Genomic DNA, 24173 nt, shown 5'->3' on the forward strand with positions numbered 1-24173 from the left:
ATCTCGCTCGCTGACTTAACCAAGCGAGGTCTGATATGGCGAAGATGCGAGCTGTCGATGCAGCCGTGCGTATCCTGGAGAAGGAAGGCATCTCGACCGCCTTCGGCGTTCCCGGGGCAGCGATCAACCCGCTTTACTCGGCGCTGAAGAAGCGCGGCTCGATCCGCCACATCCTCGCGCGCCATGTCGAGGGTGCCTCGCACATGGCCGAGGGCTATACCCGGGCCAAGGCCGGCAATATCGGCGTCTGTATCGGCACCTCGGGGCCGGCCGGCACCGATATGATCACCGGACTCTATTCGGCGATCGCCGATTCCATTCCGATCCTCTGCATCACCGGGCAGGCGCCGCGCGCGCGGCTCTACAAGGAGGACTTCCAGGCCGTCGACATCGAATCGATCGCAAAGCCGGTGACCAAATGGGCGGTGACCGTGCGCGAGCCGGCGCTGGTGCCGCGCGTGTTCAGCCAGGCGTTTCATGTGATGCGCTCGGGCCGGCCGGGGCCGGTGCTGATCGACATGCCGCTCGACGTGCAGCTCGCCGAGATCGAGTTCGACGACGAGACCTATGAGCCGCTGCCCGTCTACAAGCCGACCGCCTCGCGAAAGCAGGTCGAGAAGGCATTGGAGATGCTCAATGCAGCCGAGCGGCCGTTGATCGTGGCGGGCGGCGGCATCATCAATGCCGATGCTTCCGACTTGCTGGTCGAGTTCGCCGAGATCGCCAACGTGCCCGTCGTGCCGACGCTGATGGGGTGGGGCGCGATCCCCGACGATCACGTGCTGATGGCCGGCATGGTCGGACTTCAAACGAGCCACCGCTACGGCAACGCCACGCTGCTGGAGTCCGACTTCGTGCTCGGCATCGGCAATCGCTGGGCGAACCGTCACACCGGCTCGGTCGAGACCTACACCAAGGGCCGCACCTTCGTGCATGTCGACATCGAGCCGACCCAGATCGGCCGGGTGTTCAATCCCGATCTCGGCATCGTCTCGGACGCGAAGGCTGCGCTCGAGCTCTTCGTCACCGTCGCCAGGGAGTGGCGGCGTTCCGGCAGGCTCCGCGAGCGCCAGGCGTGGCCGGCGGCCTGCCGCAATCGCAAGAAGACCATGCTACGCAAGAGCCATTTCGACAACGTCCCGATCAAGCCGCAGCGCGTCTATGAGGAAATGAACAAGGCGTTCGGCCGTGACACCACCTATGTCACCGTGATCGGCCTGTCGCAGATCGCAGGAGCGCAGTTCCTCGGTGTCTACAAGCCGCGCAACTGGATCAATGCGGGACAGGCCGGGCCGCTCGGCTGGACGCTGCCGGCCGCGCTCGGCGTGCGCGCGGCCTGTCCGGATCGCGACATTGTGGCGTTGTCGGGAGACTACGACTTCCAGTTCCTGATCGAGGAGCTCGCGGTCGGAGCGCAGTTCAATCTGCCCTACATCCACGTCGTCGTGAACAATTCCTATCTCGGCTTGATCCGCCAGGCCCAGCGTGGCTTCGACATGGACTACCATGTCCAGCTCTCCTTCGAGAACGTCAACGCACCTGAGCTCAATGGCTACGGCGTCGACCATGTTGCCGTCGCCGAGGGCCTCGGCTGCAAGGCGATCCGCGTCACCGATCCCAAGGACACGCAGGCGGCATTCGCCACCGCGCGCGACTTGATGAAGAAGCACCGCGTGCCCGTCGTGGTCGAGTTCATCCTCGAACGCGTCACCAACATCGCGATGGGGACCGAGATCGACAACATCGTCGAGTTCGAGGAGGTGCTGGACCTGCCGCTCGACGAGGTCGGGACCATCAGGTCCGGCGTGCTGCAGCCGGCAGAATAGGGGACCGCATCATGCCGAAATTCGCTGCCAACCTCACCATGCTCTTCAACGAGATGCCGTTTGTCGACCGCTTCGCCGCGGCGAAGGCGGCGGGCTTTGCCGGGGTGGAATATCTCTTCCCCTATGATTTCGACAAGGCGCTGTTGCGCGAGCAGTTGGAGGCCCACGGGTTGACCCAGGTGCTGCACAATCTGCCCGCCGGCAACTGGGCTGGTGGCGAGCGCGGCATCGCGATCTTGCCCGATCGCACCGCCGAGTTTCGTGACGGCGTGTTCCGCGCCATCGATTACGCCAAGGCGCTCGATTGCGACCAGCTCAACTGTCTCGTCGGCATCGCGCCTGTGGATGCCGATCCGCGCGAGCTGCAGGAGACGCTGGTTGGAAACCTGCGCTTCGCGGCTTCGACGCTGGCGCGGGAGAACATCAAGCTGCTGGTCGAGCCGATCAACACGCTCGACATTCCCGGCTTTTTCCTCAACGGCACCGAGCAGGCCGTGCAGCTGATCTCCGAGGTACGGTCGAACAATCTGTTCATCCAGTACGACATCTACCACATGCAGATCATGGAGGGCGATCTCGCCCGCACCATGCAGGAATATCTGCCGCAGATCTCGCACATTCAGCTCGCCGACAATCCCGGCCGGCATGAGCCGGGCACGGGCGAGATCAACTATCCTTTCCTGTTCCGCCACCTCGACGCGATCGGCTATCGCGGCTGGATCGGCTGCGAATACAAGCCGCGCACCACGACGCTGGAAGGCCTGTCCTGGCACGCCGCGCAGACTTTTGAGACCTGAGGACATCTGACATGATCGACATCGGCTTCATTGGACTTGGCACCATGGGACGGCCGATGGCCGGCCATCTTCTCGCCGCGGGCAATCGCGTTCTCCTGCATGACGTCTCGCCGGTCGCGCCGGAGCTGATCGCGGCCGGCGGCATCGCCTGCAAATCGGCCAAGGAGGTCGCGGAGGAGGCGGACGCCGTCATCATCATGGTGCCGGATACGCCGCATGTCGAAGCTGTGCTGTTCGGCAAGGACGGCGTTGCGGGCGGCATCTCCAAGGGCAAGATTGTGGTCGACATGAGTTCGATCTCGCCGTTGGCGACCAAGGAGTTCGCGAAGAAGATCGAGGCGCTGGGCGCGGATTATCTCGATGCGCCGGTGTCGGGTGGGGAGGTCGGTGCGAAAGCTGCGAGCCTCACCATCATGGTCGGCGGGCCCGAGCGCGCCTTCGGCACCATGAAGCCGATCTTCGACAGGATGGGCAAGAACGTCACCCATGTCGGGGCCAATGGCGACGGCCAGACCACCAAGGTCGCCAACCAGATCATCGTCGCACTGACGATCGAGGCGGTGAGTGAGGCGCTGCTGTTTGCGTCCAAGGCCGGCGCCGATCCCGCGCTGGTGCGCAAGGCCCTGATGGGCGGCTTTGCCTCGTCGCGAATTCTCGAAGTGCATGGCGAGCGCATGGTGAAGCGCAATTTCGATCCGGGTTTCCGCATCGAGCTGCACCAGAAGGATCTCAACCTCGCCCTCGAAGGCGCCCGCGCGCTCGGCCTGTCGCTGCCGAGCACGGCGGTGGCGCAGCAATTGTTTTCATCCTGCACCGCCCATGGCGGCAAGGGCTGGGATCATTCGGCGATGGTGCGCGCGCTGGAACTGATGGCGGGCCACGAGATCGCCGCGGCCTGAACTGTTACGCGGTAACACTCTTTCGGATTTGGCGCGTCTTTCGCCACGGCGGAACCGGAACAATGCTCCGGCCCCGCGGTTGAAGGCGCATCAACAAACACTGGAGAGTGTGGACATGAAGACCCGTCTTGCGATTTCGTTGGTTGCCGCGTCGCTGCTGGCGTCGAGTGCAGCCTTTGCCCAGTCGACGACCGAACAGGGCGCCCGGAACGGCGCGCGAGCGGGCGGCGACATCGGCGGTCCGGTCGGTGCGGTGGTCGGCGGCACTGTGGGTGCAGCAGTCGGCGCGGGCCTCGAAATTCCGAATGCGATCCTCGGCGGCATCCCGCGCGATGATTCGGTCGTGGTTCAGGAGCGCGTTGTGGTCGGCGAGCCGCTGCCTCCCACCGTGGTGCTGCGCCCGGTGCCGAATTACACCGAGTATCGCTATGCGGTCGTGAATGATCGCCGCGTGATCGTCGAGCCGCGCACCCGGCGCGTCGTCAAGATCATCGACTGATCGGCGCACTAGCGATTGAAAGATCCGGCCCTGCGGAGGGACCCTCCGCGGGGCCTTGTCGTCTATGACGAGACGTCAGAGCGGCTCGCGGACACCGAGGCCGTGCATGAAGCGCTCGCGGATCTGTACGGGATCCCTGCGGGTGGTGCCGACCCCGGGCTTATCGTCGATGCGCAGTGCGATCAGGCTGGGCTCGTCAGCCGACATCGCTTCGTCGATCAGCCGCTCGAAATCGTCCTCGTCCGCGGCCCAGGCGCTGTTGGTAAGGCCCGAGCCCAAGGCGATCGCGACGAGATCGGCGACACCGGCGGCCGGCGTCGGTTGCGCGCCGGTGATCTGGTAGATGCCGTTGTCCATGACGATCATGATCAGGTTCTTCGGCTTCAACGCCGCGATGGTCGAGAGCGCGCCGAGCTGCATCAGGAGCGAGCCGTCGCCTTCCAGCGCAAAGACGCGGCGGTTGGGCTGCGCCAGCGCCACGCCGAGTGCGATCGGGAAGGCGAGGCCCATGCTGCCCAGCATGTAAAAGTTCTGCGGGCGGTGACCGGCGGCCCAGAGGTCGAAATTGGTGTTGCCGATGCCGCCAACGACCGCTTCCTCATGCTTGAGCTTTGCGATCAGGCGCTTCGTCACATCGAACCGGTTCATCACCTTGGTGTTGCGCGTATCCATGGCGACCTCACTTGTCGAAAGTCTTGCCGCCGGTGAGCAGCGGGTTGAGGATCAGTGCCACCGGGGCCTGCGTGGTGACGGCCTGCTTGATCGAGCGGTCGGCGATGAATTCGAGCTCGTCGAGCCGGGTGATGGTGTGGTGCTCCAGCGCCAGCGAATCCAGCACCGGGCGCATGGTGCGGCAGACCAGGGACTGGCCGTAATTGAATTCGCCGAGCGTGCCGCGCTCGGAGACGAACATGATCAGCGGGATCTGGTAGGGCACCGCGAGCGAGGCGAGCGTGTTGGCGAGCGTGGCAAAGCCCGAGGTCTGCATCAGCACCGCGCTGCGCCGTCCGCCCATCCAGGCGCCGGAGACGATGCCGACGGCTTCCTCCTCGCGCGCGGTAGCGAATGTCGTGAAGAAGGGATCCGCGTGCAGATTCTTGATCAGTGGTGTCAGCACCCGGTCGGGTACGTAGGGAACGAGGCTGACCTCGTTCCGCTTCAGGGTTTGCAGGACGATGCTATGCCAGCTTCTGTCGCCGGACCCCGGTCCCGCCTGGGACGAGGCCTGCTGTTCCGCAATCGCCATCGCGCTCTCCCTTGTGCCGCGCAGGTTTCTTGGTCTTGACCATTGTCTTGGTCGTCGCGGCGGCCTTCCGAAACTTGACGGAGCGGGCGGGATTGTCAACATGTCCGGGCCGGCACCGTGATCTGCGCCAGACGGGCTGCCGAGGCCGGCACCGCCATGTCATAAGCGGGATAATGAGAAAACGGAGGGACGCATGGACGGGGCGCGTATCGCGCTGAGCTTGCGGGTCTCCAGGAGAGAGCCGGAAGGGTCCTGATGTCGGTCAACAGCAAGCGCGTCTTCTACGTCAAATACCTGGCCAACCCGATCTACATCGACATCATGAAGGCGCGGTCCGACGTCCGGCTCGACCGCATCGAGAACGAGAGCCCCGAGGACTTTTACGCTCCGATCCTGAGCGCGGCCCATGTCTACCAGATCGGCGCCGCCCGCGACGAACTGGCGCCGCATTTCCATGTCGATGCTGGCTTCCTGAAGCGCACGCCGAACCTGCTGCTGGTCTCCAGCAACGGCGCAGGCTTCGACCCCGTCGATGTCGAGGCCTGCACGGATGCGGGCGTGCTGGTCGTGAACCAGTCGGGCGGCAATGCGCATTCGGTGGCCGAGCATGCGCTGGCGATGATGCTGACCTTGTCCAAGCGCATCATCCAGTCCGACCGCAAGCTGCGCCGTGAGGCCAACGTCAACCGCAACGAGCTCGTCGGCAACGAAGTCGAGCACAAGACCGTCGGCATCATCGGCCTCGGCAATGTCGGCCGCCGTATCGCAGCACTCTGCAAGGGCCTGCTCGGCATGAAGGTGCTGGCCTATGACCCCTACCTCTCGAAAGAGGTGATGGCGGACCGGGGCGGCGAGAAGGTCGAGCTCGACGACCTCCTGCGCCGCGCGGATTTCGTCTCGATCTCCTGTCCGCTCAACAAGGGCAGCCGCAACATGATCAGCGTGCGCGAGTTCGGCCTGATGCAGCCGCACGCCTATTTCATCACCACCGCGCGTGGCTTCATTCACGACGAGGATGCTCTGCTAGGGGCGTTGCGCGACAAGCGCATTGCCGGTGCCGGCCTCGACGTCTGGTCCAAGGAGCCGCCGCCCCCGGAGCATCCGCTGCTGCAGTTCGACAATGTGCTGGCGAGCCCGCACACGGCCGGTGTCACGATCGAGGCACGTCAGAACATGGGCCGCATCGCGGCCGAGCAGGTGCTGGAGACGCTCGACGGCAAAAGGCCACCGCGCATCATCAATCCCGAGGTCTGGCCGGTTTACGCCGAGCGCTTCAAGCAGGCCTTCGGCGTGACGCCGGGGTAGGGCGCGAAGGGCTGTTGGTTACCACGATGAAAATGCAATGCGCTGCATCTTATCGATGGCATGAATGAACGCGTATGACTTGTCCCGGTAGATTAGGGGGCATGAACATACTTTCGATTGCGACATCCGGACTTTCTGCCGCGAGCTTGCGCGTGAACGTGGCCGCGAGCAACATCGCCAATGTCAGCACGACCGGCCCGCTACCCACCTCAGGCGGATCGAGCACATCGGCTGGTGCCGGCAGTTCGAGCACCAGCTCGACTTATCCCGCAGCCTATGTGCCGCTGCGGGTCGATCAGGTCGCCCAATCGAGCGGCTCGACGCCGGGCGGTACGATCGCGACGGTGTCGACCGTTTCGCCAAGCTATACGGCACAATCCGACCCGAACGCTCCCTTCGCAAACCCGGACGGTCTGGTCGCTGCGCCGAACGTCGATCTCGCCAGCGAACTCGTTCAGCTGGCGACCGCGAAGTACAGCTTCATTGCCAATGCGAAGGTGATTCAGGCCTATTCGGAAACGACAGAGTCGCTGCTCGATATCAAGACGTGATGGCTGACGGATCGCGCCGATACCGGATTTGATCTCGGTCAAAATTCGCCTCCCCGAAACCAGGTAAAAGGGATTAGATTGTTGCCGGGGCAGCAGGGAGGTCCCATGTCAACTTATGTTGTCAGGTTCATGAAGGACGTGCTCGGCCAGTATGGCCGGCAGATCGAGGTCTGTCAGGGCGCGCTCGAGATCGACGCCGCCGACGAGGACGAGGCCAGGGAGCGGGCGAAGGCGAGGTTTTGCAAGGACCAGGCGCTGCATCACTGGTCGCTGCATGCCGACCGCATCCAGGTCAGGCCGGCCGACTTTCCGTCGTAAGGTTTAACGTCCCGGTGCCGTGAGCGATGGCGGCGCGGTGACGCCGGCGCCGAGCGAACGCTGCACCATGGCGGTATCGGACCAGTGGCCGTGCCGATAGGCGACGCCGCAGAGCAGGCCGACGCGCGCAAATCCGAACTTCTCGTGCAGCGCCAGCGAGGGCGCATTGTCGGCATCGATATAGCCGATCAACTGGCGGAAGCCAGCCGCCGCACAAGCGTCGATCAGCTCCTGGAGCAGCAGCCGTCCGACGCCGCGACCGAGATGCTCGTGGTGCACATAGATCGAGTGTTTGGCCGTGTAGCGATAGGCCGGGCGCTTGCGGAACAGCACCGCGTAGGCATAGCCGACGACCTCGCCGCGATAGGTCGCAACCAGATGCGGCAGCCGGGTCTGCTTCAAGTTCTTGCGCCGGTCGCGCAGATCGTCGGGCTCCGGCGCGCCGGTTCCCTCGACGTCCCGTGGCACGCCATTGCGGACATGATGGCGGTAGATCGCCAGCATCGCCTCGATATCGTTCTCACGTGACGGCCGGATCAGAACCGGCTCGTCATCGGTGCGTGCAATCGCTGTTTCGTTCATCGGCACCTACTCGGCAACGACGTAAGTATAAAGCCCAATGCGACCGCGCGCATCGACCTCCTTGTAGACGCCCTGGATTTCCACATCGAAGCCTGGGAACGTGTTGAAACAGGTCTCGAACATCTTGAGATAATCCACCATGGGCTTGGCCCGTTCCGTCAGCCGCTCGCCGGGAACGATGGTGGCGATCCCGGGGGGATAGACCACAAAGGGCGTGGTGGCGATGCGGCCGGCGATGGCCTCGATCGGCAGATAGTCGACGTCGTTCTTGAACAGGAAGCGCGCGGCATCGCGCGGCGACATCGCAATCTCCGGCATGTGCTCGGGCATGAATTGCCGTGCCTGAAGCGCGCTGACGTCGGCGGCGCGGAAGAAACGGTGCATCTCGCCGCAGAGGTCGCGCAGCCGCACGCCGGCGTAGCGTGCCTGCCGCCGCTGGTAGAATTCCGGGATTGCGTCGGCCAGCAGCGCATTGTCGTCGTGCAGTCGCTTGAACGCGACGAGGCCGGAGATCAGTGTGCCGGCCTTGCTCGCCTCGACGCCCGGCGTGAGCAGGAAGAGCAGTGAGTTGAGGTCGTTCTTTTCAGGCACGATGCGGTTTTCGCGCAGATATTGCGCGACGACCGGGGCAGGGATGCCGTGATCGGCATAGGCGCCGGTGGTGCGGTCGAAGCCGGGGGTCAGCAGCGTCAGCTTGTTCGGATCGGTCATGGCAAAGCCTTCGGCCATGCCGGCGAAGCCGTGCCAGTTGCTGTCGGGGCCGAGCTGCCAGAGCGCGGGATTGGTGGCGAGCTCGTCGGTCGACAGCGTCTCCCAGGCAACGTTATGCGCGGCGCCGGGGCGGCCGACGTCGGGGATGGCGACGCGATCGGGCACGAACGGCTCGAAGAACCAGCGCCGGTCCGCGTTCTGTTCTTTCTCTTCGAACTCCCGGCGCATCGCGCGGATTTTCTTGCGCAGCTCGATGCCGAGCCTGATCGTGTCGTCCCACAGCACTTCGCCGGAGCGACCCTTCATCATCTGCGCGCCGACGTCGAGCGAGGCGAACAGCGGATAGAACGGCGAGGTCGAGGCGTGCTGCATGAAGCTTTCGTTGAAGCGGCGGTGCTCGACGCGGCGCTTCTGGCCGCGGATGTGGCGGTCCTTGATGTGGATCTGCGAGGCCTGCGAGAAGCTGGCGAGCTGCTTGTGGGTCGACTGCGTTGCGATGATGCCCGGCGCCTCCGGCGGAAGGTTGGCAAGCCCCATGGCGAAGCGGCCGGCATAGAGCGGATGGAACTTCATGAAGCCGGCCCAGGCCTCGTCGAACAGGATGTATTCGCAGAGATGGCCGATGCGCTTCAGGATCATTTCGGCATTGTGGATCGTGCCGTCATAGGTGCATTGCTCGACCACGGCGACGCGGAATGGCCGCTCCTTGCGCCAGGCGTCCTTGTCCGTGACCAGCGGATGGTTGCGGATCGCCTCGCGCAGCGCCTTCTCGTCGAGCACGTCCCAGCGCATCGGTCCGATCAGGCCCCAGGCATTGCGGATGGTCGGGACATAGACCGGGATGCCGCCATTGATCATCAGCGCGCCGTGATGGGCGGCCTTGTGGTTGTTGCGGTCGAACAGCACGAGGTCGCCGTCGGTGACGAGCGCGCCCAGCGCAACCTTGTTCGAGGTCGAGGTGCCGTTGAGCACGAAGTAGGTCTTTTCAGCGCCGAAGATCGCTGCCGCCTCCTTCTGCGCCTTCAGCGCCGGCCCCTCATGGGTGAGGAGATCGCCGAGATCGAGCACGGAATTGTCGAGATCGTCGCGGAACACGGATTCGCCGAGATGCTCGACGAACACCCGGCCGATCGGGCTGCGGTTGTAGAACACCCCACCATTGTGGCCCGGGCAGGTCCAGAGCTGGTTGCCTTCCTCGGCATAGTCGACCAGCGCGCCGAAGAACGGCGTCTTGAGCGTCTCGGCATATTGCTTGAGCCGGCTGATCAGGTTCTTGGCGATGAAAGTCGGCGTCTCCTCGGACAGGAAGACATAGCCGTCGATGAAGTCGAGCACCTCGACCGGCAGGTCCTCGAAGCGCTTGCGCCGGATCAGCAGGATGATCGGGAAGTCGAGGCCGCGGCGTCGCATCAGGTTGATCAGTGCCGAGGTCTTGCCCTCAAGCCCCTTCTTGCCCCAATCCACCACCATGCAGCCGATCGCGGCATCGGTCTGCACCGCCATTTCCGCGTCTTCCAGCTTGCGGGCCCTGACCACCTCGAAGCCGGAGCGCTGGATCTCCTCGATGATCTGGTTGAAGCGGACGCCCTCGAGGTCGTCGGCGTCGAAAACAGGTGCGGCGAACAGGAAGTTGAAGCGCTTGAAATAGTCCATGGCGTGTCCCGAATGTGCAGAGACTGACAGGTCTCGGCACATTCGATGACAGTTCTATGACAGTGCTCAGCTTGCGCTGGCGATGACCATCCGCTTGCGCCCGAAATTGGCCACGGCCGCCTCCGAGACGCCGAAATTATTGGCAAGCAGATGGCGCGGCGCCTTCGCCAGCCAGTCGCCGAGGCTGCTTTCGTGGTAAGTGCCGCTGTCGAGCACACCGATCACTTCGGCATCCTCCTGGCCGATGTTCTGGATGGAGTGTCCGCAATTGGCGGGGATGTAGGCGCATTCTCCGGCCGAGATGTCTGCAACCGCGACCCGCTTGTCGAACGCGAACAAGGTCACGCGCGTACGTCCCTTCAGGACGTAGTGCCATTCGTTGGCGTCGGTGTGCCAATGCGGTTCGTGCATCGCGCCGGGTTTGAGCTTGAGCACGGTTCCGGTCATGGTGCTCGAGACCGGAAACTCCTTGGCGGAGGCGACGTAAAGCTGACCGCCCGCCGTGCTCACGCGCGGCTTCTGCGCCATCAGTGCGAAGCGGTGGGTGCGGTCGCGCTCCAGCGCCCGGGCGACTTTTGCCTGCGGACCGTCGAGCGCCAGCACCTCGCCCTGCATGATGTAGGTCTCGGCCTTCGGATTCGGGCTGAAGGTCTCCGTGGAAACGCCCAGCGCCTGGGACAAGGCCGGCGCGTCGTAGCGGCTCATCCAATCGCTGATCCCGAAGGTGCCGTGCTCGGAATAGAGACCGTCATCGAAGGCGAGGATGGCGTGACAGGGGGCTGGCCCCAGCGTCTGGATGGCGTGGCTGTGACCCTTCGGGAAGAACCAGAGATCGCCAGGCCCAAGGTTGGCGACTTCGAGCTGGCCCTCGGGATCGACCACCGTCACCTGGCAATGGCCGTCGACGAGATAGGCCCATTCGGCCGAATTGTGCCAATGCATTTCGCGGGCGCCGCCCGCGTTGACGAACAGATGCGCGCCGGCAATTCCGGTCGCGAGCGGAAGCGTGCGGGTCGTGACCTCGCGCGCCCAGCCACCGGATGTGGCCTTGATCGGTCCCTTGTCGAGCGAGGCCGTGAACACCACGGGATCACCTGATTTCCGCGGGATCGTCTTCAGGAACTCGGATGCCGGGGCGACGTCGTAGCCGGCAGCATGTCCATCGGGCGCTGCGAGCGCGGATTTGGCGGCGCCGAGGACTCCGGCACCGAATGCAACGGATTGAATGAAAAGACGGCGGCTGGATTTGAACATCGAAGACCTCAAAACCGAAAGGTTGTATGAAACGGATCGCGAAAACGGCGATGCTGCACACCTTCATAGGTCCGCGAAGGCGCCCGTTGCGCCTCAACCGTTCGGCTGAATTGGCCTCAATTATCTTTGATGCCGGAATGAATGCGACTGTGAAGTGATGCGCTTGACGGCGCGACCGCGCGCGCCGCGGACGACTCGGCTACCGCTTCGTCTCGCCGAACACCACCGTCGGCACCGCGCGATTGACGACTTCGCGCAAGGCAAAACTCGATTGCACCCGCGCCACGCGTGGCAGGCGCGACAGCTCGGTGCGATGGATACGCTCGAAATCCTGGATGTCGCGGGCGAGCACGATCAGGATGTAGTCGTCGGTGCCCGACATCAGGAAGCAGCGCACCACGGAGGGGCACTTCACCACCTCCGCCTCGAACGCCTTCAGCGCCTCGTCGCTCTGGCTCTCCAGCGCGATGCGCACCAGCACCGTGGTGGTGAGGCCGAATTGCGCCAGATCGAGCGCGGCCTGGTAGGCCTGGATGTAGCCGTCATCCTCCAGCGTTTTCTGCCGCCGCGCCAGCGCGGTGCTGGAGAGGCCGACCTTGTTGGCGAGCTCGGTGTGGCTGGCGCGCGCATTGGTTGTGAGTTCCGCGAGGATCGCGAGATCTTTCCGGTCGAGGGCCAAGGTTTTGATTCCAGCGTCAAAGGACATTTCCACGACCGAAACGGGCGCGGGACGGCCAAAGCTAGCGGATATTTGCACGAAACCAAACCGGCCTCGTCGCTACGATCACGGGGGGAATCAAAAAGGAGCTGAGGATGCGTGTCGGTGTGCCCAAGGAGATCAAGGTCCAGGAATATCGCGTCGGGCTCACCCCGGGCGCGGTCCGCGAATACGTCGCAGCCGGACATGAAGTGACGGTCGAGACTGGCGCCGGCAGCGGCATCGGCGCGTCCGACGAGGTCTATCAGCGGGCAGGGGCCTCCATCGCCGCGAGCGCACGCGACATCTTTGCCAAGTCCGACATGATCGTGAAGGTGAAGGAGCCGCAGAAGGGCGAATGGACCCAGCTCCGCGAAGGCCAGATCCTGTTCACCTACCTCCATCTTGCGCCGGATCCCGAACAGGCCAAGGGCCTGCTCACGTCCGGCTGCACCGCGGTCGCCTATGAAACCGTCACCGACGCGGCCGGTCACCTCCCCCTGCTCGCGCCGATGAGCGAAGTCGCCGGCCGCCTCGCCATCGAGGCCGCCGGCGCCGCGCTCAAGCGATCGGCCGGCGGTCGCGGGCTGCTGCTCGGTGGTGTGCCCGGCGTGCAGCCGGCGCGCGTCGTCGTGCTCGGGGGCGGCGTGGTGGGAACCCAGGCCGCGCGCATGGCCGCAGGCCTCGGTGCCGAAGTCACTGTGATCGACCGCTCGATTCCTCGTCTTCGTGAGCTGGACGATGTCTTTCTCGGGCGGGTACGCACCCGTTTCTCGACCATCGAGGCGGTCGAGGAGGAGGTGTTTTCCGCCGATGTCGTGATCGGCGCAGTGCTGGTGCCCGGCGCCAGCGCGCCAAAGCTCGTGACGCGTGCGATGCTCAAATCGATGCGGCCGGGGGCCGTGCTGGTCGATGTTGCGATCGACCAGGGCGGCTGCTTCGAGACCTCGCATGCGACCACGCATGCGGAGCCGACCTACGAGATCGATGGCGTCGTGCATTACTGCGTGGCCAACATGCCGGGCGCGGTGCCGGTGACGTCGAGCCAGGCGCTGAACAATGCGACGCTGCCGTTCGGTTTGATGCTCGCTGCCAAGGGCTTTGCCGCCGTGCTGGAAAGTCCGCATCTGCGCAATGGGCTGAACGTGCATCGCGGCCGCATCACCAACAAGGCGGTCGCGGAAAGTCTCGGGATGGACTTTGCGCCGGTGGGGAGTGAACTCGCGGCCTGACGATGTGGTGAGGTTTATGCCTTCGTCAGCCGGTACTGCCCGAGATCCGGATCGTGCGTCATGCGCCAATAGTCCACGAAACGCCACGGCATCGCCGAAAACACGCGGCCGCTCGCGTTGCGGTAGTAGGTGCTCATGCCCGGATGGGTCCAGATCATCGCCTCGTGCTCGGTATCGACCTTGCGGACATAGTCGTCGAGTACGTCCGGGCGGACGTCGATGGCGGCAACGTCGTGCTCGATCATGTTAACGAGGCAGGCGGAGATGTAACGGCTCTGGCATTCGGACTGGAAGATGACGCTGCCGCCATGAGCCGGCCCTGAGTTCGGGCCGAGCATGCAGAAGAAGTTGGGGAAATCTGGCACGGTGAGACCGAGGAATGCTGTCGGATTGTCGTTGGCCCAGGCCTCGCGCAAATTCCTGCCGTCGCGACCGCTGATGTTGAGGCGCGCGGCCATCTCCGTCACTTTGAAGCCGGTCGCGACGACGATGATGTCGGCGGGACGGCGCTCACCGTCGGCGGCGACGATGCCGCTTTCATCAAAATGGTCGATCGCGTCGGTGACCAGCTCGACATTGTCGCGCGTCAAGGTCTTGAACCAATTGTTGTCGAGCAGGATGCGCTTGCCGTACGGCGGATAGGTCGGCACGCATTTTTCGATCAGGTCGGGCCGGTCCTTCAGCTCGGTGAGGATGAAGTCGGTCAGCTCCTGACGATGCCGGTCGTTGCCTTTGTTGACGGCACGCTCCGGATGGGGCCAGGCCGGATCCTTGCGCAGGAACGGCAGCAAGCCGTCGCCATAGCGCCAGAACATGTTGAAGCGGTACCACTGCACATAGAAGGGAAGGTGCGCGAGCAGCCAGCGCGCGCCTTCGCTGATCGGGTCGGCATAGCCCTTCACCGGCCGTGCCCATTGCGCGCTGCGTTGGTAGACGGTGACCGAGGCGACACGGTCCGCGATCGCCGGCACCAGCTGCATCGATGTCGCGCCGGTGCCGATCACGGCGACATGCTTGCCGTCGAGCTTGATGTCGTCCGACCACAGCGCCGAGTGAAGTATCGTGCCTTTGAAGTTTTCTTCGCCCTTGAAGTGGGCGCGTGAGGGATCGTTGAGCTGCCCGATGGCCGAGACCAGCGCGGTGGATTCGAAGGTCTCGTCGCCCGCCTGCGTCTTCAGCGTCGAGATCCAGCGCCGCTTGCCGTCGTCCCAGCGCGATGCCGTCAGCTCGGTGTTGACGCGCAGATGCTTGCGGATGCCGTATTCGTCGGCGACCTTGAGCAGATAGCCGAGCAGCTCCTCGCGCTGGCAGAAATAGCGCGTCCACGCATTGCCCGAGCCGAACGAGTAGGAATAGGAGTGGTTCGGCGTGTCGACGCCGCAGCCGGGATAGCGGTTGATCCACCAGGTACCGCCGAGTTCGGCGTTCTTCTCGACGATAGTGTAGGGGATGCCGAGATGGCCGAGCGCCACGCCAAGCGCGATGGCACAGACGCCGGCGCCGACGATCAGAACGTGCTGGTCCGCAAGCTTTCCGTCCGAAGGCTGCTTGGTCCAGCGCGGCTCGCGCGACACAAAGCCCATCTCCTCGCGCATCAGCGGTGCATATTCCGGCGCGACGTTTTCGCCGAGGCACGCGCGCATCATCTTCAGTAGCAGCTCTTCGCCGGGATCGGTGATGACAGGCGTCGGGGTGCCATCGGCAAAGAGCTTGACGACGGCGGCGCGGATTTCGTCCTGGATCTCGCGGGGCACACCGGCCTCGGGGTCGGGGATGAGACGGATGTCGCGCTTGGGCAGATAGGGCGGTTCGAGCCAGCGCGTGTCGCCGGTCATGTGCACCAGCACCATCAGCAGGCAGCGGATGTCGGCTTCGGCAATCGCCGAGGCGAGGTCGAGCGGCTGGCGGGGAGATTCGATGTTCATGGCGTGTCCTGATCTCCGGATGCACTGAAGAGGCCGCGCGTCATCAGCTTGCGATAGGCGGAGATGACGTGGTCCGGCACGGCGGTGACGCCGTCGGCCGAATAGGAATAGCGTCGGCTGAGATATCCACGCGAGCCCATCAGCATGTGCACGATCGCCTCGAACTCCTCGTCGCTGTAATCCGCGATTGCGCCTGACCCTCGCGCGCGACGCAAGATGCGGACATAGGCGACCGAGATGTTGTCGAGATGCTTCTGGTAGCCGATCGGCGCAAAAAACTCGGCCTCGTTGAGGATGCGCAGGAATTCCGGCACCTCACGGATGAAGTCGAAGAAGGCGGAGAAACGCGCGATCTCCTGTCGTGCCGCGTCCGCCGTGCCCGTGCGCGCGCGGATGAACTCGACCATGTCGAGGCCGATCTTGGGCAAGAGCTGGTCGAGCAGTTCCTGCCGGTTCTCGAAATGATTGTAGAACGTGCCTTGCGCGACGCCGGCTTCTTCGGTGATCCGGGCGACGGAAGCTTCGGCATAGCCATGCTTGCCGACGACCTTGGTCGCGGCGTCAAAGATCTTCTGCTTGGTCCAGGCGTTGCGCTCGACGCGGTTGAGCTTCGTGACCTTGGCATTCGCTTGCGTCATTCAGACGTCTCCAGCTCGGCGCGCAGCACGCGCTTGAGAATTTTACCCGACGGATTGCGCGGCAGGCTGTCGCGGATGATCAGCTCTTTCGGTACCTTGAAGCTCGCCAATCGTGCGCGGCAGTGCTCGGTGAGGGCAGGGAGCGCAAGGCTTGTGCCTTCGGTCAGCACGACAATGGCGACGGGACGCTCGCCCCAGCGTGCATCGCGCAGGCCGATCACCGCGACCTCGCGTACTTCAGGCAGATCGTAGATCACGCGCTCGACTTCGGAGGAGGCGATGTTCTCGCCGCCGGAGATGATCATGTCCTTCTTGCGGTCGGTGAGATACAGAAAGCCGTCGTCGTCGAGATAGCCGATGTCACCGCTGCGGAACCAGTCGTCGAAAAAGGCAGACGCCGTCTTCTCCGGATCCTTCCAGTAGCCGCGTGTGATCTTCGGTCCGCGCAGGCAGATCTCGCCGTTGACGTTCGGCGGCAGCGTCTTGCCGTCCTCGTCGCGGATCTCGATCTCGACATGGGCAATGGCGCGGCCGGTCGAGCCGATCTTCTCGATCTCGCGGCCGGCTTCCATAAAGGTGTCGCCGCCCACGGTCTCGGTCAGGCCATAGGCATCGATGTAACGCGCATTGCGGAAATACTCGGAGAAGGCACGGATGCGCAACTCCGGCGTCTTCTCGCCGCCGCCGATCGCCCATTTCAAGCTCGAGACGTCGTAGCGATCGCGGGTCGGGCAGGTGAGCATCGCCGTGGTCATGACGGGCGCGAACCATGCGGCGTTGAGCCTGTCGTCGGCGATCGCCGCAAGCGCGGTCTCCGGCTCGAAATTGCGTTCGACATGGATGAAGCCGCCATGCCAAAGCACGGCGATGCCGGGCAAATCGAGCGCGCCGACGTGATAGAGCGGACCGACGACGAGCAGGCGTGTATCGGTGCTGATGCCCAGCGCGATGGTCTGGTCCGCCGACTTCCAATAGAAATTGGCGTAGGTCAGCATGACGCCCTTGGGGCGGTCGGTCGTGCCCGAAGTGTACATCAGCCGCATCAGGTCGGATGGCTGGCGCACATGCATCGGAGCCGGGGGCGCGTCACTCGCAAGCCGCGTCACGCTCTGCTGCGCGGCTTCGTCGAGTACGACAATCGTCGCGCCGGCTGCATTCGCCGCCAATTCCTCGTCGACGATCAGCAGCCGCGCCGCGGCATTGCCGACGATGTAGCTGACCTCATCGCGCGAGAGCCGAAAGTTGATCGGCAACAACACTGCGCCGAGATGGCTGGTGGCGAAGACGAGCTCCAGGAACGCCGCGCTGTTCTTCATCAGGACGGCCACGACGTCGCTCGCCCCGATGCCCTGGGCCGCAAGCCAGCCCGCGGCCTGTCGGACGCGCGCGTCGAAGGCGGCGTAGGAAATCGCCTCGCCGCGGTATTTCAGCGCGGGCCGGTCCGGCGTTTGCCGGGCGTGAAAGGCGATGAAGCTCGAAAGATTGATCATTTGACGGGCTTTGGGCCAGTTACGGCCCTGTTTCCTCGGATGATGAATTCTGACTCATAATTCATAATTGGCTTGACGTCACCCCCCTTGCTCTGAAATCCTCATGCCTACGGAGACGAGACGATCTCCGACAGGAATCAGGAAACGCCGACCCGAAAGAGGGAGGGGAAGATGACGAGAACCCGCACGCCGGGCATCAGCCGCCGTTCGACACTGGCGCTGATGGGCGCCGGCGCGATGACGTTTGCCGCCCCATGGGTGGCACGCGCGCAGGCCAAGACCATCAAGATCGGCATGCCGACGATTTTGTCGGGCCGCGTCGCACAGCTCGGCACGTCGTCGCGCAATGCGGTGATGCTCGAGGTCGACAAGGTCAACGCCGCCGGTGGTCTCGCGGGCCGACAGATCGAGATGGTAATCCGTGACTCCAAGGGCCAGCCGCAAGAAGCCGCCCGCGTCGCGCGCGAACTCGTCAATACCGATGGCTGCGAATGGCTGATCGACGGCGAGGCGTCGTCCGGTTCGTTCGCGGTGCATGAAGTGGCGCGCGATCTCGGCGTGCTCTGCGTCCACACCTGCTCGGAAGCGTCCTCGTTGACGGCCGATCCGAAGCAGCACATCCCGAACGCGTTCCGCTGTGTGCGGCAAGGCATTCACGATTCCATCGTCGGCGGCAGCTACGCGGCTGCGATAGCGAAAGCGAAGGGCCTGAAGAAGTGGGCGACCTGCTCACCGGATTACGCCTATGGCCGCGACACCACGGGCGAGTTCACGCTGTATCTCAAGCGCTTCGCGCCCGACGTCGAGGTCATCAGCGAATCCTGGCCAAAACTGTTCCAGCCCGACTACACCGAGGTCGTGACCAAGATCCTGCAGGCCAAGCCGCAGGCGCTGTACTCGTGCCTATGGGGCGGCGATCTCACTTCCTATATCGACCAGGCCAACATCTACGCGATGTTCACGCAGATGGAGGTGTTCGCGGTCAACATGGCCGACTACACCGCGCTCACCGTGGTGAAGAACCTGCCCAAGGGCATTCATTCCGGCAATCGCTACATCAAGACGTTCCCGACCACGCCGGAGAACGCCGCCTGGGGCGATGCCTACAAAGCCAAGTACAACGAGTATCCGACCAACTGGTCGTGGCAGAACGCGACCGCGGTGATGTTCCTCGCGGACGCCGCCAAGAAAGCGAACTCCACCGACGGCAAGAAGATCGCGGAGGTGCTGAAGGGCCTCACCATCAAGTGCCCGTTCGGCGCCGACGGCACCGTGACGATGCGCGGCGACGACCACACGCTGGTCGGTTACGCCATCGGCTGGGGTACCACGATCCCACAGGAGCCTTACGTGCCCGAGGTCAAGGCCGGTGACTGGAAGACGATCTTCGAGCTCGAGACCGAGTGGAAGAAGAGCAAGGGTTATATCTGATCACGCGCAGGGCGGGGACGGGCAGCCGTCTCCGCCATCTTTGTTTCGTTTTCCGCGCCGCCTTTGGCGCACGACAATGAAAGTGCTCCCGTGGATCTCGACGCGCTCACCGGCTGCCTCTCCAGCTCCGCCTGCCTGGTGACGCAAACCACCAGCGGCCTCATCATCGGCATGTTGCTGTTCCTGGTCGCGGTCGGGCTGACGCTGATCTTCGGCGTGCTGAAGGTCGTCAATTTCAGCCATGGCGCCTTCTATATGTTCGGTGCCTATTTCGCGATGACAGCCTATCATCTCACCGACAGCTTTGCGCTGGCGATGCTGGCGGGCGCGGCCGGCACCGCCATTCTCGGCCTGATCTTCGAGCGCTTCTTCATGAGTCGCGTTTATGGCGCCGACGTGCTGATGCAGCTCCTCGTCTGCTATGCCTTCGTGCTGATCTTCGACGACGTCGTGCGCATCATCTGGGGACCGGAATTCAAGTCGATGGGTATGCCGGCGGCGTTCCAGGTGATGCCGCTGTTCATCGCGGGCGGCGTGGTGCCGCCGTATTACCTCCTGCTGATCGGCATCGCGCTTGTTGCGGCGATCGTGCTCGGCATTGGATTGTCGCGCAGCCGCATCGGCAAGGTGATCCGTGCCGCGGCGCATAATCCCGGCATGGTGTCCGCGCTCGGCATCAACACCGGCCTGATCTATGGCGGCGTGTTCGCGCTCGGCGGCATGCTGGCGGGTCTGGCCGGCGCGCTGGCCGCGCCGGTGCGGTCGTTGACGCCCGGGATGGGCTTCTCGGTGCTGATCGAATCCTTCATCGTCACCGTGATCGGCGGCATGGGCTCGATCCTGGGCGCTCTGATCGGTGCGCTACTGCTTGGCCTGATCAGGTCCTTCGGTTCGCTCGGCTTTCCCCTGTTCACGGAAGGCCTGATGTACCTGTTCATGGTGATCGTGCTGGTCTCCAAGCCAACCGGCCTGTTCGGCAAGGAGGCGGCATGACCGAACTGGAGGCCGGGCGCGCGCAAGCGCTGGCACCGGGGCGCGACGGCGCGTTGCTGCATCGCTACCGCGACGTGCTGATCGCGCTGATTGCCTTCGCCGTGCTGGCGAGCCTGCCGCTGTTCACGGGCAGCAAGGCGCTGCTCGATTTCGTCATTCGCTGCTCGGCCTACGGCCTGTTCGCGACCTCGCTCAATCTGCTGGTCGGCTATACCGGCTTGACCTCGTTCGGTCACGGCATGTTCTTTGGCCTTGGTGCCTACAGCTTCGGCCTGATCATGCAGAAGCTCGGCGTACCCATTCCGGTCGCCTTCGTCGCAACGCTTGCGATCACGGCGGTCATCGCCGCCATCATCGGCGCGATCTGCGTGCGGCTGAAGGAGATCTATTTCGCCTTCGTCACGCTGGCCTTCCAGATGCTGATCCACTCGACCATTTTGTCCTGGGCCTCCTTCACCGGCGGCGACCAGGGCCTGCGCGGCGGTATTCCGCGCCCGGTGTTCCTCGGCATCGATCTCGCCAATCACGTCCATCTCTATGTCGCGAGCTGCGCGCTGCTGATCCTCGGCCTGCTGGCGATGCGCCAGATCGCGCAATCTCCGTTCGGCTACACGTTGCGCATGATCCGCGACAACGCCGCGCGCGCGAGCTTCCTCGGTATCGACGTCTGGCGCGCCAAGCTGACCGTCTTCGTGCTGGCGGCGCTGTTCGCCGCGATGGGCGGCATGGTGATGGCGCTGTTCGTCTCCGGCGCCTATCCGGAGTTCGCCTACTGGACGATCTCGGGCGAGGGCATCTTCATCAACATGCTCGGCGGCGTCTCGACTTTTTTGGGGCCGATGGTCGGTACCGTGCTGCTGCTCCTGCTCAACGACACCGTCACGCGTTTCACTGAATATCATGGCATCGTGCTCGGCGTTGTCATCCTGTTCTTTGCGCTGGGCCTGCGCAAAGGCCTCCTGGATTTCGTCGCCGAATGGTTTGCGCACCGGCGCGATGCAGGCGAGGGGCGCTAGCGATGCTCGAGATCCGCAACCTCGTAAAGTCGTTCGGCGGCGTGAAGGCGACCAACGACGTCTCACTGGACTTCCCCGACGGCTCGCTCACCGCGGTCATCGGCCCGAACGGCGCCGGCAAGAGCACCTTCTTCAACCTCATCACCGGCGCGCTGAAACCTGACACCGGCCAGGTCCTGCTCGACGGCGTCGATCTCGCCGGCCGTTCGCCGCCGGAGATCGTGCGTCACGGCATCGGCCGTGCCTTTCAGGTCGCGAGCATCTTCAGGTCGCTAACGGTGCAGGAGACCATGCTTGCCGCCGTCAGCGCCGACCAACGCTCGTCGGCAGTGCTGCACAAACGCTTTCCGCTGCCGGAGACGCGCGACCGCGCCGAACATGTGATGGAGCTGCTGGGCCTCGCGGGAAAGCGCAATCGCACCGCGGCGACACTGTCGCATGGCGACCAGAAGCTGCTCGACATCGCGCTGGCACTGGTGCTCGAACCAAAGGTGTTGCTGCTGGACGAGCCGACCGCCGGCATGGGCCCGGAGGAGCGCTGGCGCATGATCGACAAGGTGCGCGAGCTCTGGGAGACCCAGAAGATCACCGTCGTCTTCATCGAGCACGACATGGACATCGTGTTCAAGATCGCGCCCAAGATCGTCGTGCTCTGTTACGGCCGCATCCTCGCGACCGGCACGCCGGACGAGATCCGCAGCAACAGCGCCGTGATCGACGCCTATCTCGGCACCGAGCATGCCGGAGCCGCCGCATGAGCGCTGCCGTCATCGAAGTCGCCGATCTCGACGTCTATTACGGCACCAGCCAGATCCTGTTCGGCGTCGGCCTGTCGGTGCGGCAGGGCGAGACCATGGCACTGCTCGGGCGCAACGGCGCCGGCAAGTCGACGACGATGAAGGCGATCATGGGCCTGGCGCCACCGCGGCGCGGCAAAGTCAGTCTGCGCGGAGCGGTCGTCTCCGGCCGGAAGCCGCATCACATCGCGCGCGCCGGGCTCGGCTTCGTGCCGGAGGATCGTCAGATCTTCCCGGAGCACACCGTCGAGGACAATCTCGTCATCGGTCGCAAGAAGGGTCCTGACGGCCAGGACGAGTGGCCGATCAAGCGCATCTACGAGGTGTTTCCGCTGCTCGAGCCGCTGCGCCATCGCATCGCCGGCCGCCTGTCCGGCGGCGAGCAGCAGATGCTGGCGATCGCGCGCACGCTGATGGGCAACCCGGCGCTGCTGCTGCTCGACGAACCGAGCGAAGGGCTCGCGCCGATCATCGTGCAGCGGATCGGCGAGTTGTTGCGGCAGCTCCGCCAGCTCGGCTCGACGGTGCTGATCGCCGAGCAGAACATGCATTTCTGCCTGGGGCTGGCGAGCCATGCCACGGTCATCGACAAGGGCCAGATCGTCTATGCGGCCGGGATCGACGAGCTGAAGGCCAATGACGCCATTCGGCGGCGCTATCTGGCCCTCTAAGCCGGGCCGCCGGTGTCCAAATGGGCCGGAAGAAGAAAACTATTGCGTCATGGGCGCCCGGCGGAAGGAGTTTCCCCTTCGGGGGGCAAATACGCCAATCGCTTCCATTGCCGTTTGGGGCCGAAACGACGACATTCCATCCAGAATTTGATGGATTGACATAGCCATGGAACGCACTGGATTTGAGCCCTTCGGCGAGCAGCTGGTCTCGGCAACGGATACCCAGCCGAAGTCGCGCGCCGCAAAGCTCGTGCTGCGGGCCGGCACGGGCCTGTTTTGGTCGCTGGTCGCCGCGATTGTGGTGGCGCGCGCGGCTTTCTTCGAGCCGGGCGTCTATGACAGCTTCAGCCACATGGCTTCGCTCGCCAAGAAGCTGTTGTTCTGAGCCGGGTTATTCCGGGGCTGAGGATAGAACTTCCCTCGGCCCTGATATGCTGAAAACTTATTCCCCAACCCGAGCGCCGTGCGTATAAATCTTTCTCCTCTGGGAGAGATTTGTGTCGCAGAATCAAGCATCCAGCCCGGCCGATTCCAAGCCGACCACTGCCGTAAGCCGCATTCTCGCGCTGATTCCCGGCATTCTTCTCTGCATCGCCGTGGCCGGCGTCTCGGCCCTGCTCGAACGAGCGGAGCTGGGCGTTTTCGAGCATCCCTATGTCGAAGCGCTGGTGATGGCGATCCTGCTCGGGATGGCCGTGCGCAGCTTCTGGAAGCCGGCCCCACGCTGGCAGGCCGGCATTGCCTTCAGCGCCAAGCAGCTGCTTGAAGTCGCGGTCATGCTGCTGGGCGCCTCCATCAGCTTTGCCGCCATCGCGGCCTCGGGCATCGCCCTTTTGGCGTCGATCGCGGCCGTGGTCGTGGTGGCCCTTTGCGTCTCCTTCGGTCTTAGCCGTTTGCTTGGCCTGTCCACGCGGCTGTCGATCCTGATCGCCTGCGGCAATTCCATCTGCGGCAATTCCGCCATCGCGGCGGTGGCACCGATCATCGGTGCCAACAGCGACGAGATCGCATCCTCGATCTCCTTCACCGCGATCCTCGGCGTGATGATGGTGCTGGGCCTGCCGCTGCTGATCCCGCTGTTGCAGCTCACCGCCACGCAATACGGCATCCTCGCGGGCTTGACCGTCTATGCTGTGCCGCAGGTGCTCGCGGCGACGGTGCCGGCCGGCCTGATCTCCACGCAGATCGGCACGCTGGTCAAGCTGATGCGCGTGCTGATGTTGGGGCCCGTGGTCGTCGGCCTGTCACTGGTGGCCTCGCGCTGGCAGACCGGTGCCAAGAAGACCAATGTCGGCTTCTTCCGCCTGGTGCCGTGGTTCATCCTCGGCTTCCTCGCGCTGGCGACGTTGCGCTCGCTCGAGATCGTGCCGGGCACGGTGGTGGGACCAGTGACGAAGATCACCAGCTTCCTCACGGTGGTGTCGATGGCTGCGCTGGGCCTCGGTGTTGACGTGCGCGTGCTGGCGAACGTCGGAGGCAGGGTGACGGCGGCGGTAACGCTGTCGCTGATGCTGCTGCTGGGGATCAGCATCGCGCTGGTGCACTGGTTCAAGTGATCAGGGCGACGCTGCCGTAGGGTGGGCAAAGGCGTGGCAGCGCCGTGCCCACCATCTTTCGAACGTCGAGATAGTCGTGGGCACGC

24 protein-coding genes are annotated in these 24173 nt (G+C 64.1%); 15 read left to right on the forward strand and 9 right to left on the reverse strand.

Annotation, left to right across the window (positions count from 1 at the left end; genetic code table 11):
- Positions 1-35: 35 nt before the first annotated feature.
- The 4 genes from gcl to NLM31_RS15905 all read left to right on the forward strand — a co-directional run bounded on the left by gcl (position 36) and on the right by NLM31_RS15905 (position 4021).
- Positions 36-1826, forward strand: a complete 1791-nt coding sequence (gcl, locus tag NLM31_RS15890) for a glyoxylate carboligase (RefSeq protein WP_254192818.1) — start codon at positions 36-38, stop codon at positions 1824-1826.
- Between the two features lie 11 nt (positions 1827-1837).
- Positions 1838-2623: a hydroxypyruvate isomerase gene (hyi, locus tag NLM31_RS15895; protein WP_254130256.1), complete on the forward strand. Its 786-nt coding sequence runs from the start codon at positions 1838-1840 to the stop codon at positions 2621-2623.
- An 11-nt stretch (positions 2624-2634) separates the two neighbouring features.
- Complete coding sequence (locus tag NLM31_RS15900) at positions 2635-3522, forward strand: 2-hydroxy-3-oxopropionate reductase (RefSeq protein WP_254192819.1); 888 nt, start codon at positions 2635-2637, stop codon at positions 3520-3522.
- A gap of 115 nt (positions 3523-3637) precedes the next feature.
- The gene (locus NLM31_RS15905) at positions 3638-4021 is read left to right on the forward strand and encodes a DUF1236 domain-containing protein (protein WP_254130258.1); all 384 of its coding nucleotides are present in this window, start codon (positions 3638-3640) and stop codon (positions 4019-4021) included.
- A gap of 75 nt (positions 4022-4096) precedes the next feature.
- Here the strand turns inward: NLM31_RS15905 and NLM31_RS15910 are convergent, their stop codons facing one another.
- On the reverse strand, positions 4097-4693 hold the full coding sequence (locus NLM31_RS15910; RefSeq protein WP_254130259.1) for a thiamine pyrophosphate-dependent enzyme: 597 nt from the start codon (positions 4691-4693) through the stop codon (positions 4097-4099).
- Positions 4694-4700: 7 nt separating this feature from the next.
- Positions 4701-5267 (reverse strand): thiamine pyrophosphate-binding protein, encoded by a 567-nt coding sequence (locus NLM31_RS15915; protein WP_254192820.1) that lies wholly within the window; start codon positions 5265-5267, stop codon positions 4701-4703.
- Between the two features lie 255 nt (positions 5268-5522).
- Here NLM31_RS15915 and NLM31_RS15920 point away from each other — a divergent pair, with 255 nt between their 5' ends.
- The 3 genes from NLM31_RS15920 (at position 5523) to NLM31_RS15930 (ending at position 7441) form a co-directional block, all read left to right on the forward strand.
- A complete protein-coding gene (locus NLM31_RS15920) occupies positions 5523-6572 on the forward strand; it encodes a hydroxyacid dehydrogenase (protein WP_254192821.1) in 1050 nt (349 codons plus the stop codon).
- 101 nt (positions 6573-6673) lie between these two features.
- The gene (locus NLM31_RS15925) at positions 6674-7123 is read left to right on the forward strand and encodes a flagellar basal body rod protein FlgC (RefSeq protein ID WP_254130262.1); all 450 of its coding nucleotides are present in this window, start codon (positions 6674-6676) and stop codon (positions 7121-7123) included.
- A 105-nt stretch (positions 7124-7228) separates the two neighbouring features.
- On the forward strand, positions 7229-7441 hold the full coding sequence (locus NLM31_RS15930) for a hypothetical protein (RefSeq protein ID WP_027531168.1): 213 nt from the start codon (positions 7229-7231) through the stop codon (positions 7439-7441).
- 3 nt (positions 7442-7444) lie between these two features.
- Here NLM31_RS15930 and NLM31_RS15935 read toward each other — a convergent pair whose 3' ends face one another.
- From NLM31_RS15935 to NLM31_RS15950, 4 genes are all read right to left on the reverse strand, one after another.
- Entirely contained in the window at positions 7445-8023 is a 579-nt protein-coding gene (locus NLM31_RS15935; RefSeq protein WP_254192822.1) for a GNAT family N-acetyltransferase, read from the reverse strand.
- 6 nt (positions 8024-8029) lie between these two features.
- Complete coding sequence (locus NLM31_RS15940; protein ID WP_254192823.1) at positions 8030-10387, reverse strand: Orn/Lys/Arg decarboxylase N-terminal domain-containing protein; 2358 nt, start codon at positions 10385-10387, stop codon at positions 8030-8032.
- A gap of 66 nt (positions 10388-10453) precedes the next feature.
- Complete coding sequence (locus tag NLM31_RS15945) at positions 10454-11641, reverse strand: cupin domain-containing protein (RefSeq protein WP_254192824.1); 1188 nt, start codon at positions 11639-11641, stop codon at positions 10454-10456.
- Positions 11642-11840: 199 nt separating this feature from the next.
- The gene (locus tag NLM31_RS15950) at positions 11841-12320 is read right to left on the reverse strand and encodes an Lrp/AsnC family transcriptional regulator (RefSeq protein WP_187437017.1); all 480 of its coding nucleotides are present in this window, start codon (positions 12318-12320) and stop codon (positions 11841-11843) included.
- A 134-nt stretch (positions 12321-12454) separates the two neighbouring features.
- Between NLM31_RS15950 and ald the strand changes: the two genes are divergently transcribed.
- A complete protein-coding gene (ald, locus tag NLM31_RS15955) occupies positions 12455-13570 on the forward strand; it encodes an alanine dehydrogenase (RefSeq protein ID WP_254192825.1) in 1116 nt (371 codons plus the stop codon).
- Positions 13571-13584: 14 nt separating this feature from the next.
- Here the strand turns inward: ald and NLM31_RS15960 are convergent, their stop codons facing one another.
- Genes NLM31_RS15960 through NLM31_RS15970 form a run of 3 tightly spaced genes read right to left on the reverse strand, consistent with a single transcriptional unit; the run spans position 13585 to position 17623 of the window.
- On the reverse strand, positions 13585-15495 hold the full coding sequence (locus tag NLM31_RS15960; protein ID WP_254192826.1) for an NAD(P)/FAD-dependent oxidoreductase: 1911 nt from the start codon (positions 15493-15495) through the stop codon (positions 13585-13587).
- Positions 15492-16133, reverse strand: a complete 642-nt coding sequence (locus tag NLM31_RS15965; protein WP_254192827.1) for a TetR/AcrR family transcriptional regulator — start codon at positions 16131-16133, stop codon at positions 15492-15494. Before NLM31_RS15965 ends, NLM31_RS15960 begins: the two co-directional genes overlap by 4 nt.
- The gene (locus tag NLM31_RS15970) at positions 16130-17623 is read right to left on the reverse strand and encodes an AMP-binding protein (RefSeq protein WP_254192828.1); all 1494 of its coding nucleotides are present in this window, start codon (positions 17621-17623) and stop codon (positions 16130-16132) included. Before NLM31_RS15970 ends, NLM31_RS15965 begins: the two co-directional genes overlap by 4 nt.
- 171 nt (positions 17624-17794) lie before the next feature.
- Between NLM31_RS15970 and NLM31_RS15975 the strand changes: the two genes are divergently transcribed.
- The 7 genes from NLM31_RS15975 to NLM31_RS16005 all read left to right on the forward strand — a co-directional run bounded on the left by NLM31_RS15975 (position 17795) and on the right by NLM31_RS16005 (position 24087).
- The gene (locus NLM31_RS15975) at positions 17795-19054 is read left to right on the forward strand and encodes an ABC transporter substrate-binding protein (protein ID WP_254192829.1); all 1260 of its coding nucleotides are present in this window, start codon (positions 17795-17797) and stop codon (positions 19052-19054) included.
- Between the two features lie 90 nt (positions 19055-19144).
- The gene (locus NLM31_RS15980; RefSeq protein ID WP_254192830.1) at positions 19145-20047 is read left to right on the forward strand and encodes a branched-chain amino acid ABC transporter permease; all 903 of its coding nucleotides are present in this window, start codon (positions 19145-19147) and stop codon (positions 20045-20047) included.
- On the forward strand, positions 20044-21063 hold the full coding sequence (locus NLM31_RS15985) for a branched-chain amino acid ABC transporter permease (RefSeq protein ID WP_254192831.1): 1020 nt from the start codon (positions 20044-20046) through the stop codon (positions 21061-21063). The genes NLM31_RS15980 and NLM31_RS15985 overlap by 4 nt, the downstream gene beginning before the upstream one ends.
- Positions 21064-21065: 2 nt before the next feature.
- A complete protein-coding gene (locus tag NLM31_RS15990) occupies positions 21066-21821 on the forward strand; it encodes an ABC transporter ATP-binding protein (protein ID WP_254192832.1) in 756 nt (251 codons plus the stop codon).
- Positions 21818-22531, forward strand: a complete 714-nt coding sequence (locus tag NLM31_RS15995; RefSeq protein ID WP_254192833.1) for an ABC transporter ATP-binding protein — start codon at positions 21818-21820, stop codon at positions 22529-22531. Before NLM31_RS15990 ends, NLM31_RS15995 begins: the two co-directional genes overlap by 4 nt.
- Before the next feature lie 166 nt (positions 22532-22697).
- On the forward strand, positions 22698-22916 hold the full coding sequence (locus NLM31_RS16000) for a hypothetical protein (RefSeq protein WP_254192834.1): 219 nt from the start codon (positions 22698-22700) through the stop codon (positions 22914-22916).
- Between the two features lie 112 nt (positions 22917-23028).
- The gene (locus NLM31_RS16005) at positions 23029-24087 is read left to right on the forward strand and encodes a YeiH family protein (protein ID WP_254192835.1); all 1059 of its coding nucleotides are present in this window, start codon (positions 23029-23031) and stop codon (positions 24085-24087) included.
- The last annotated feature ends 86 nt before the right edge of the window (positions 24088-24173 follow it).

Origin of the sequence: Bradyrhizobium sp. CCGUVB4N, from assembly GCF_024199945.1 — a bacterium.
GTDB lineage: Bacteria > Pseudomonadota > Alphaproteobacteria > Rhizobiales > Xanthobacteraceae > Bradyrhizobium.

What these genes read in the sequence shown, in the direction of transcription:
- gcl (WP_254192818.1), top strand. Translation starts at nt 36, where the DNA reads ATGGCGAAGATGCGAGCTGTCGATGCAGCCGTGCGTATCCTGGAGAAG.
- hyi (WP_254130256.1), top strand. Translation starts at nt 1,838, where the DNA reads ATGCCGAAATTCGCTGCCAACCTCACCATGCTCTTCAACGAGATGCCG.
- NLM31_RS15900 (WP_254192819.1), top strand. Translation starts at nt 2,635, where the DNA reads ATGATCGACATCGGCTTCATTGGACTTGGCACCATGGGACGGCCGATG.
- NLM31_RS15905 (WP_254130258.1), top strand. Translation starts at nt 3,638, where the DNA reads ATGAAGACCCGTCTTGCGATTTCGTTGGTTGCCGCGTCGCTGCTGGCG.
- NLM31_RS15910 (WP_254130259.1), bottom strand. Translation starts at nt 4,693, where the DNA reads ATGGATACGCGCAACACCAAGGTGATGAACCGGTTCGATGTGACGAAG.
- NLM31_RS15915 (WP_254192820.1), bottom strand. Translation starts at nt 5,267, where the DNA reads ATGGCGATTGCGGAACAGCAGGCCTCGTCCCAGGCGGGACCGGGGTCC.
- NLM31_RS15920 (WP_254192821.1), top strand. Translation starts at nt 5,523, where the DNA reads ATGTCGGTCAACAGCAAGCGCGTCTTCTACGTCAAATACCTGGCCAAC.
- NLM31_RS15925 (WP_254130262.1), top strand. Translation starts at nt 6,674, where the DNA reads ATGAACATACTTTCGATTGCGACATCCGGACTTTCTGCCGCGAGCTTG.
- NLM31_RS15930 (WP_027531168.1), top strand. Translation starts at nt 7,229, where the DNA reads ATGTCAACTTATGTTGTCAGGTTCATGAAGGACGTGCTCGGCCAGTAT.
- NLM31_RS15935 (WP_254192822.1), bottom strand. Translation starts at nt 8,023, where the DNA reads ATGAACGAAACAGCGATTGCACGCACCGATGACGAGCCGGTTCTGATC.
- NLM31_RS15940 (WP_254192823.1), bottom strand. Translation starts at nt 10,387, where the DNA reads ATGGACTATTTCAAGCGCTTCAACTTCCTGTTCGCCGCACCTGTTTTC.
- NLM31_RS15945 (WP_254192824.1), bottom strand. Translation starts at nt 11,641, where the DNA reads ATGTTCAAATCCAGCCGCCGTCTTTTCATTCAATCCGTTGCATTCGGT.
- ald (WP_254192825.1), top strand. Translation starts at nt 12,455, where the DNA reads ATGCGTGTCGGTGTGCCCAAGGAGATCAAGGTCCAGGAATATCGCGTC.
- NLM31_RS15960 (WP_254192826.1), bottom strand. Translation starts at nt 15,495, where the DNA reads ATGAACATCGAATCTCCCCGCCAGCCGCTCGACCTCGCCTCGGCGATT.
- NLM31_RS15965 (WP_254192827.1), bottom strand. Translation starts at nt 16,133, where the DNA reads ATGACGCAAGCGAATGCCAAGGTCACGAAGCTCAACCGCGTCGAGCGC.
- NLM31_RS15970 (WP_254192828.1), bottom strand. Translation starts at nt 17,623, where the DNA reads ATGATCAATCTTTCGAGCTTCATCGCCTTTCACGCCCGGCAAACGCCG.
- NLM31_RS15975 (WP_254192829.1), top strand. Translation starts at nt 17,795, where the DNA reads ATGACGAGAACCCGCACGCCGGGCATCAGCCGCCGTTCGACACTGGCG.
- NLM31_RS15985 (WP_254192831.1), top strand. Translation starts at nt 20,044, where the DNA reads ATGACCGAACTGGAGGCCGGGCGCGCGCAAGCGCTGGCACCGGGGCGC.
- NLM31_RS15990 (WP_254192832.1), top strand. Translation starts at nt 21,066, where the DNA reads ATGCTCGAGATCCGCAACCTCGTAAAGTCGTTCGGCGGCGTGAAGGCG.
- NLM31_RS15995 (WP_254192833.1), top strand. Translation starts at nt 21,818, where the DNA reads ATGAGCGCTGCCGTCATCGAAGTCGCCGATCTCGACGTCTATTACGGC.
- NLM31_RS16000 (WP_254192834.1), top strand. Translation starts at nt 22,698, where the DNA reads ATGGAACGCACTGGATTTGAGCCCTTCGGCGAGCAGCTGGTCTCGGCA.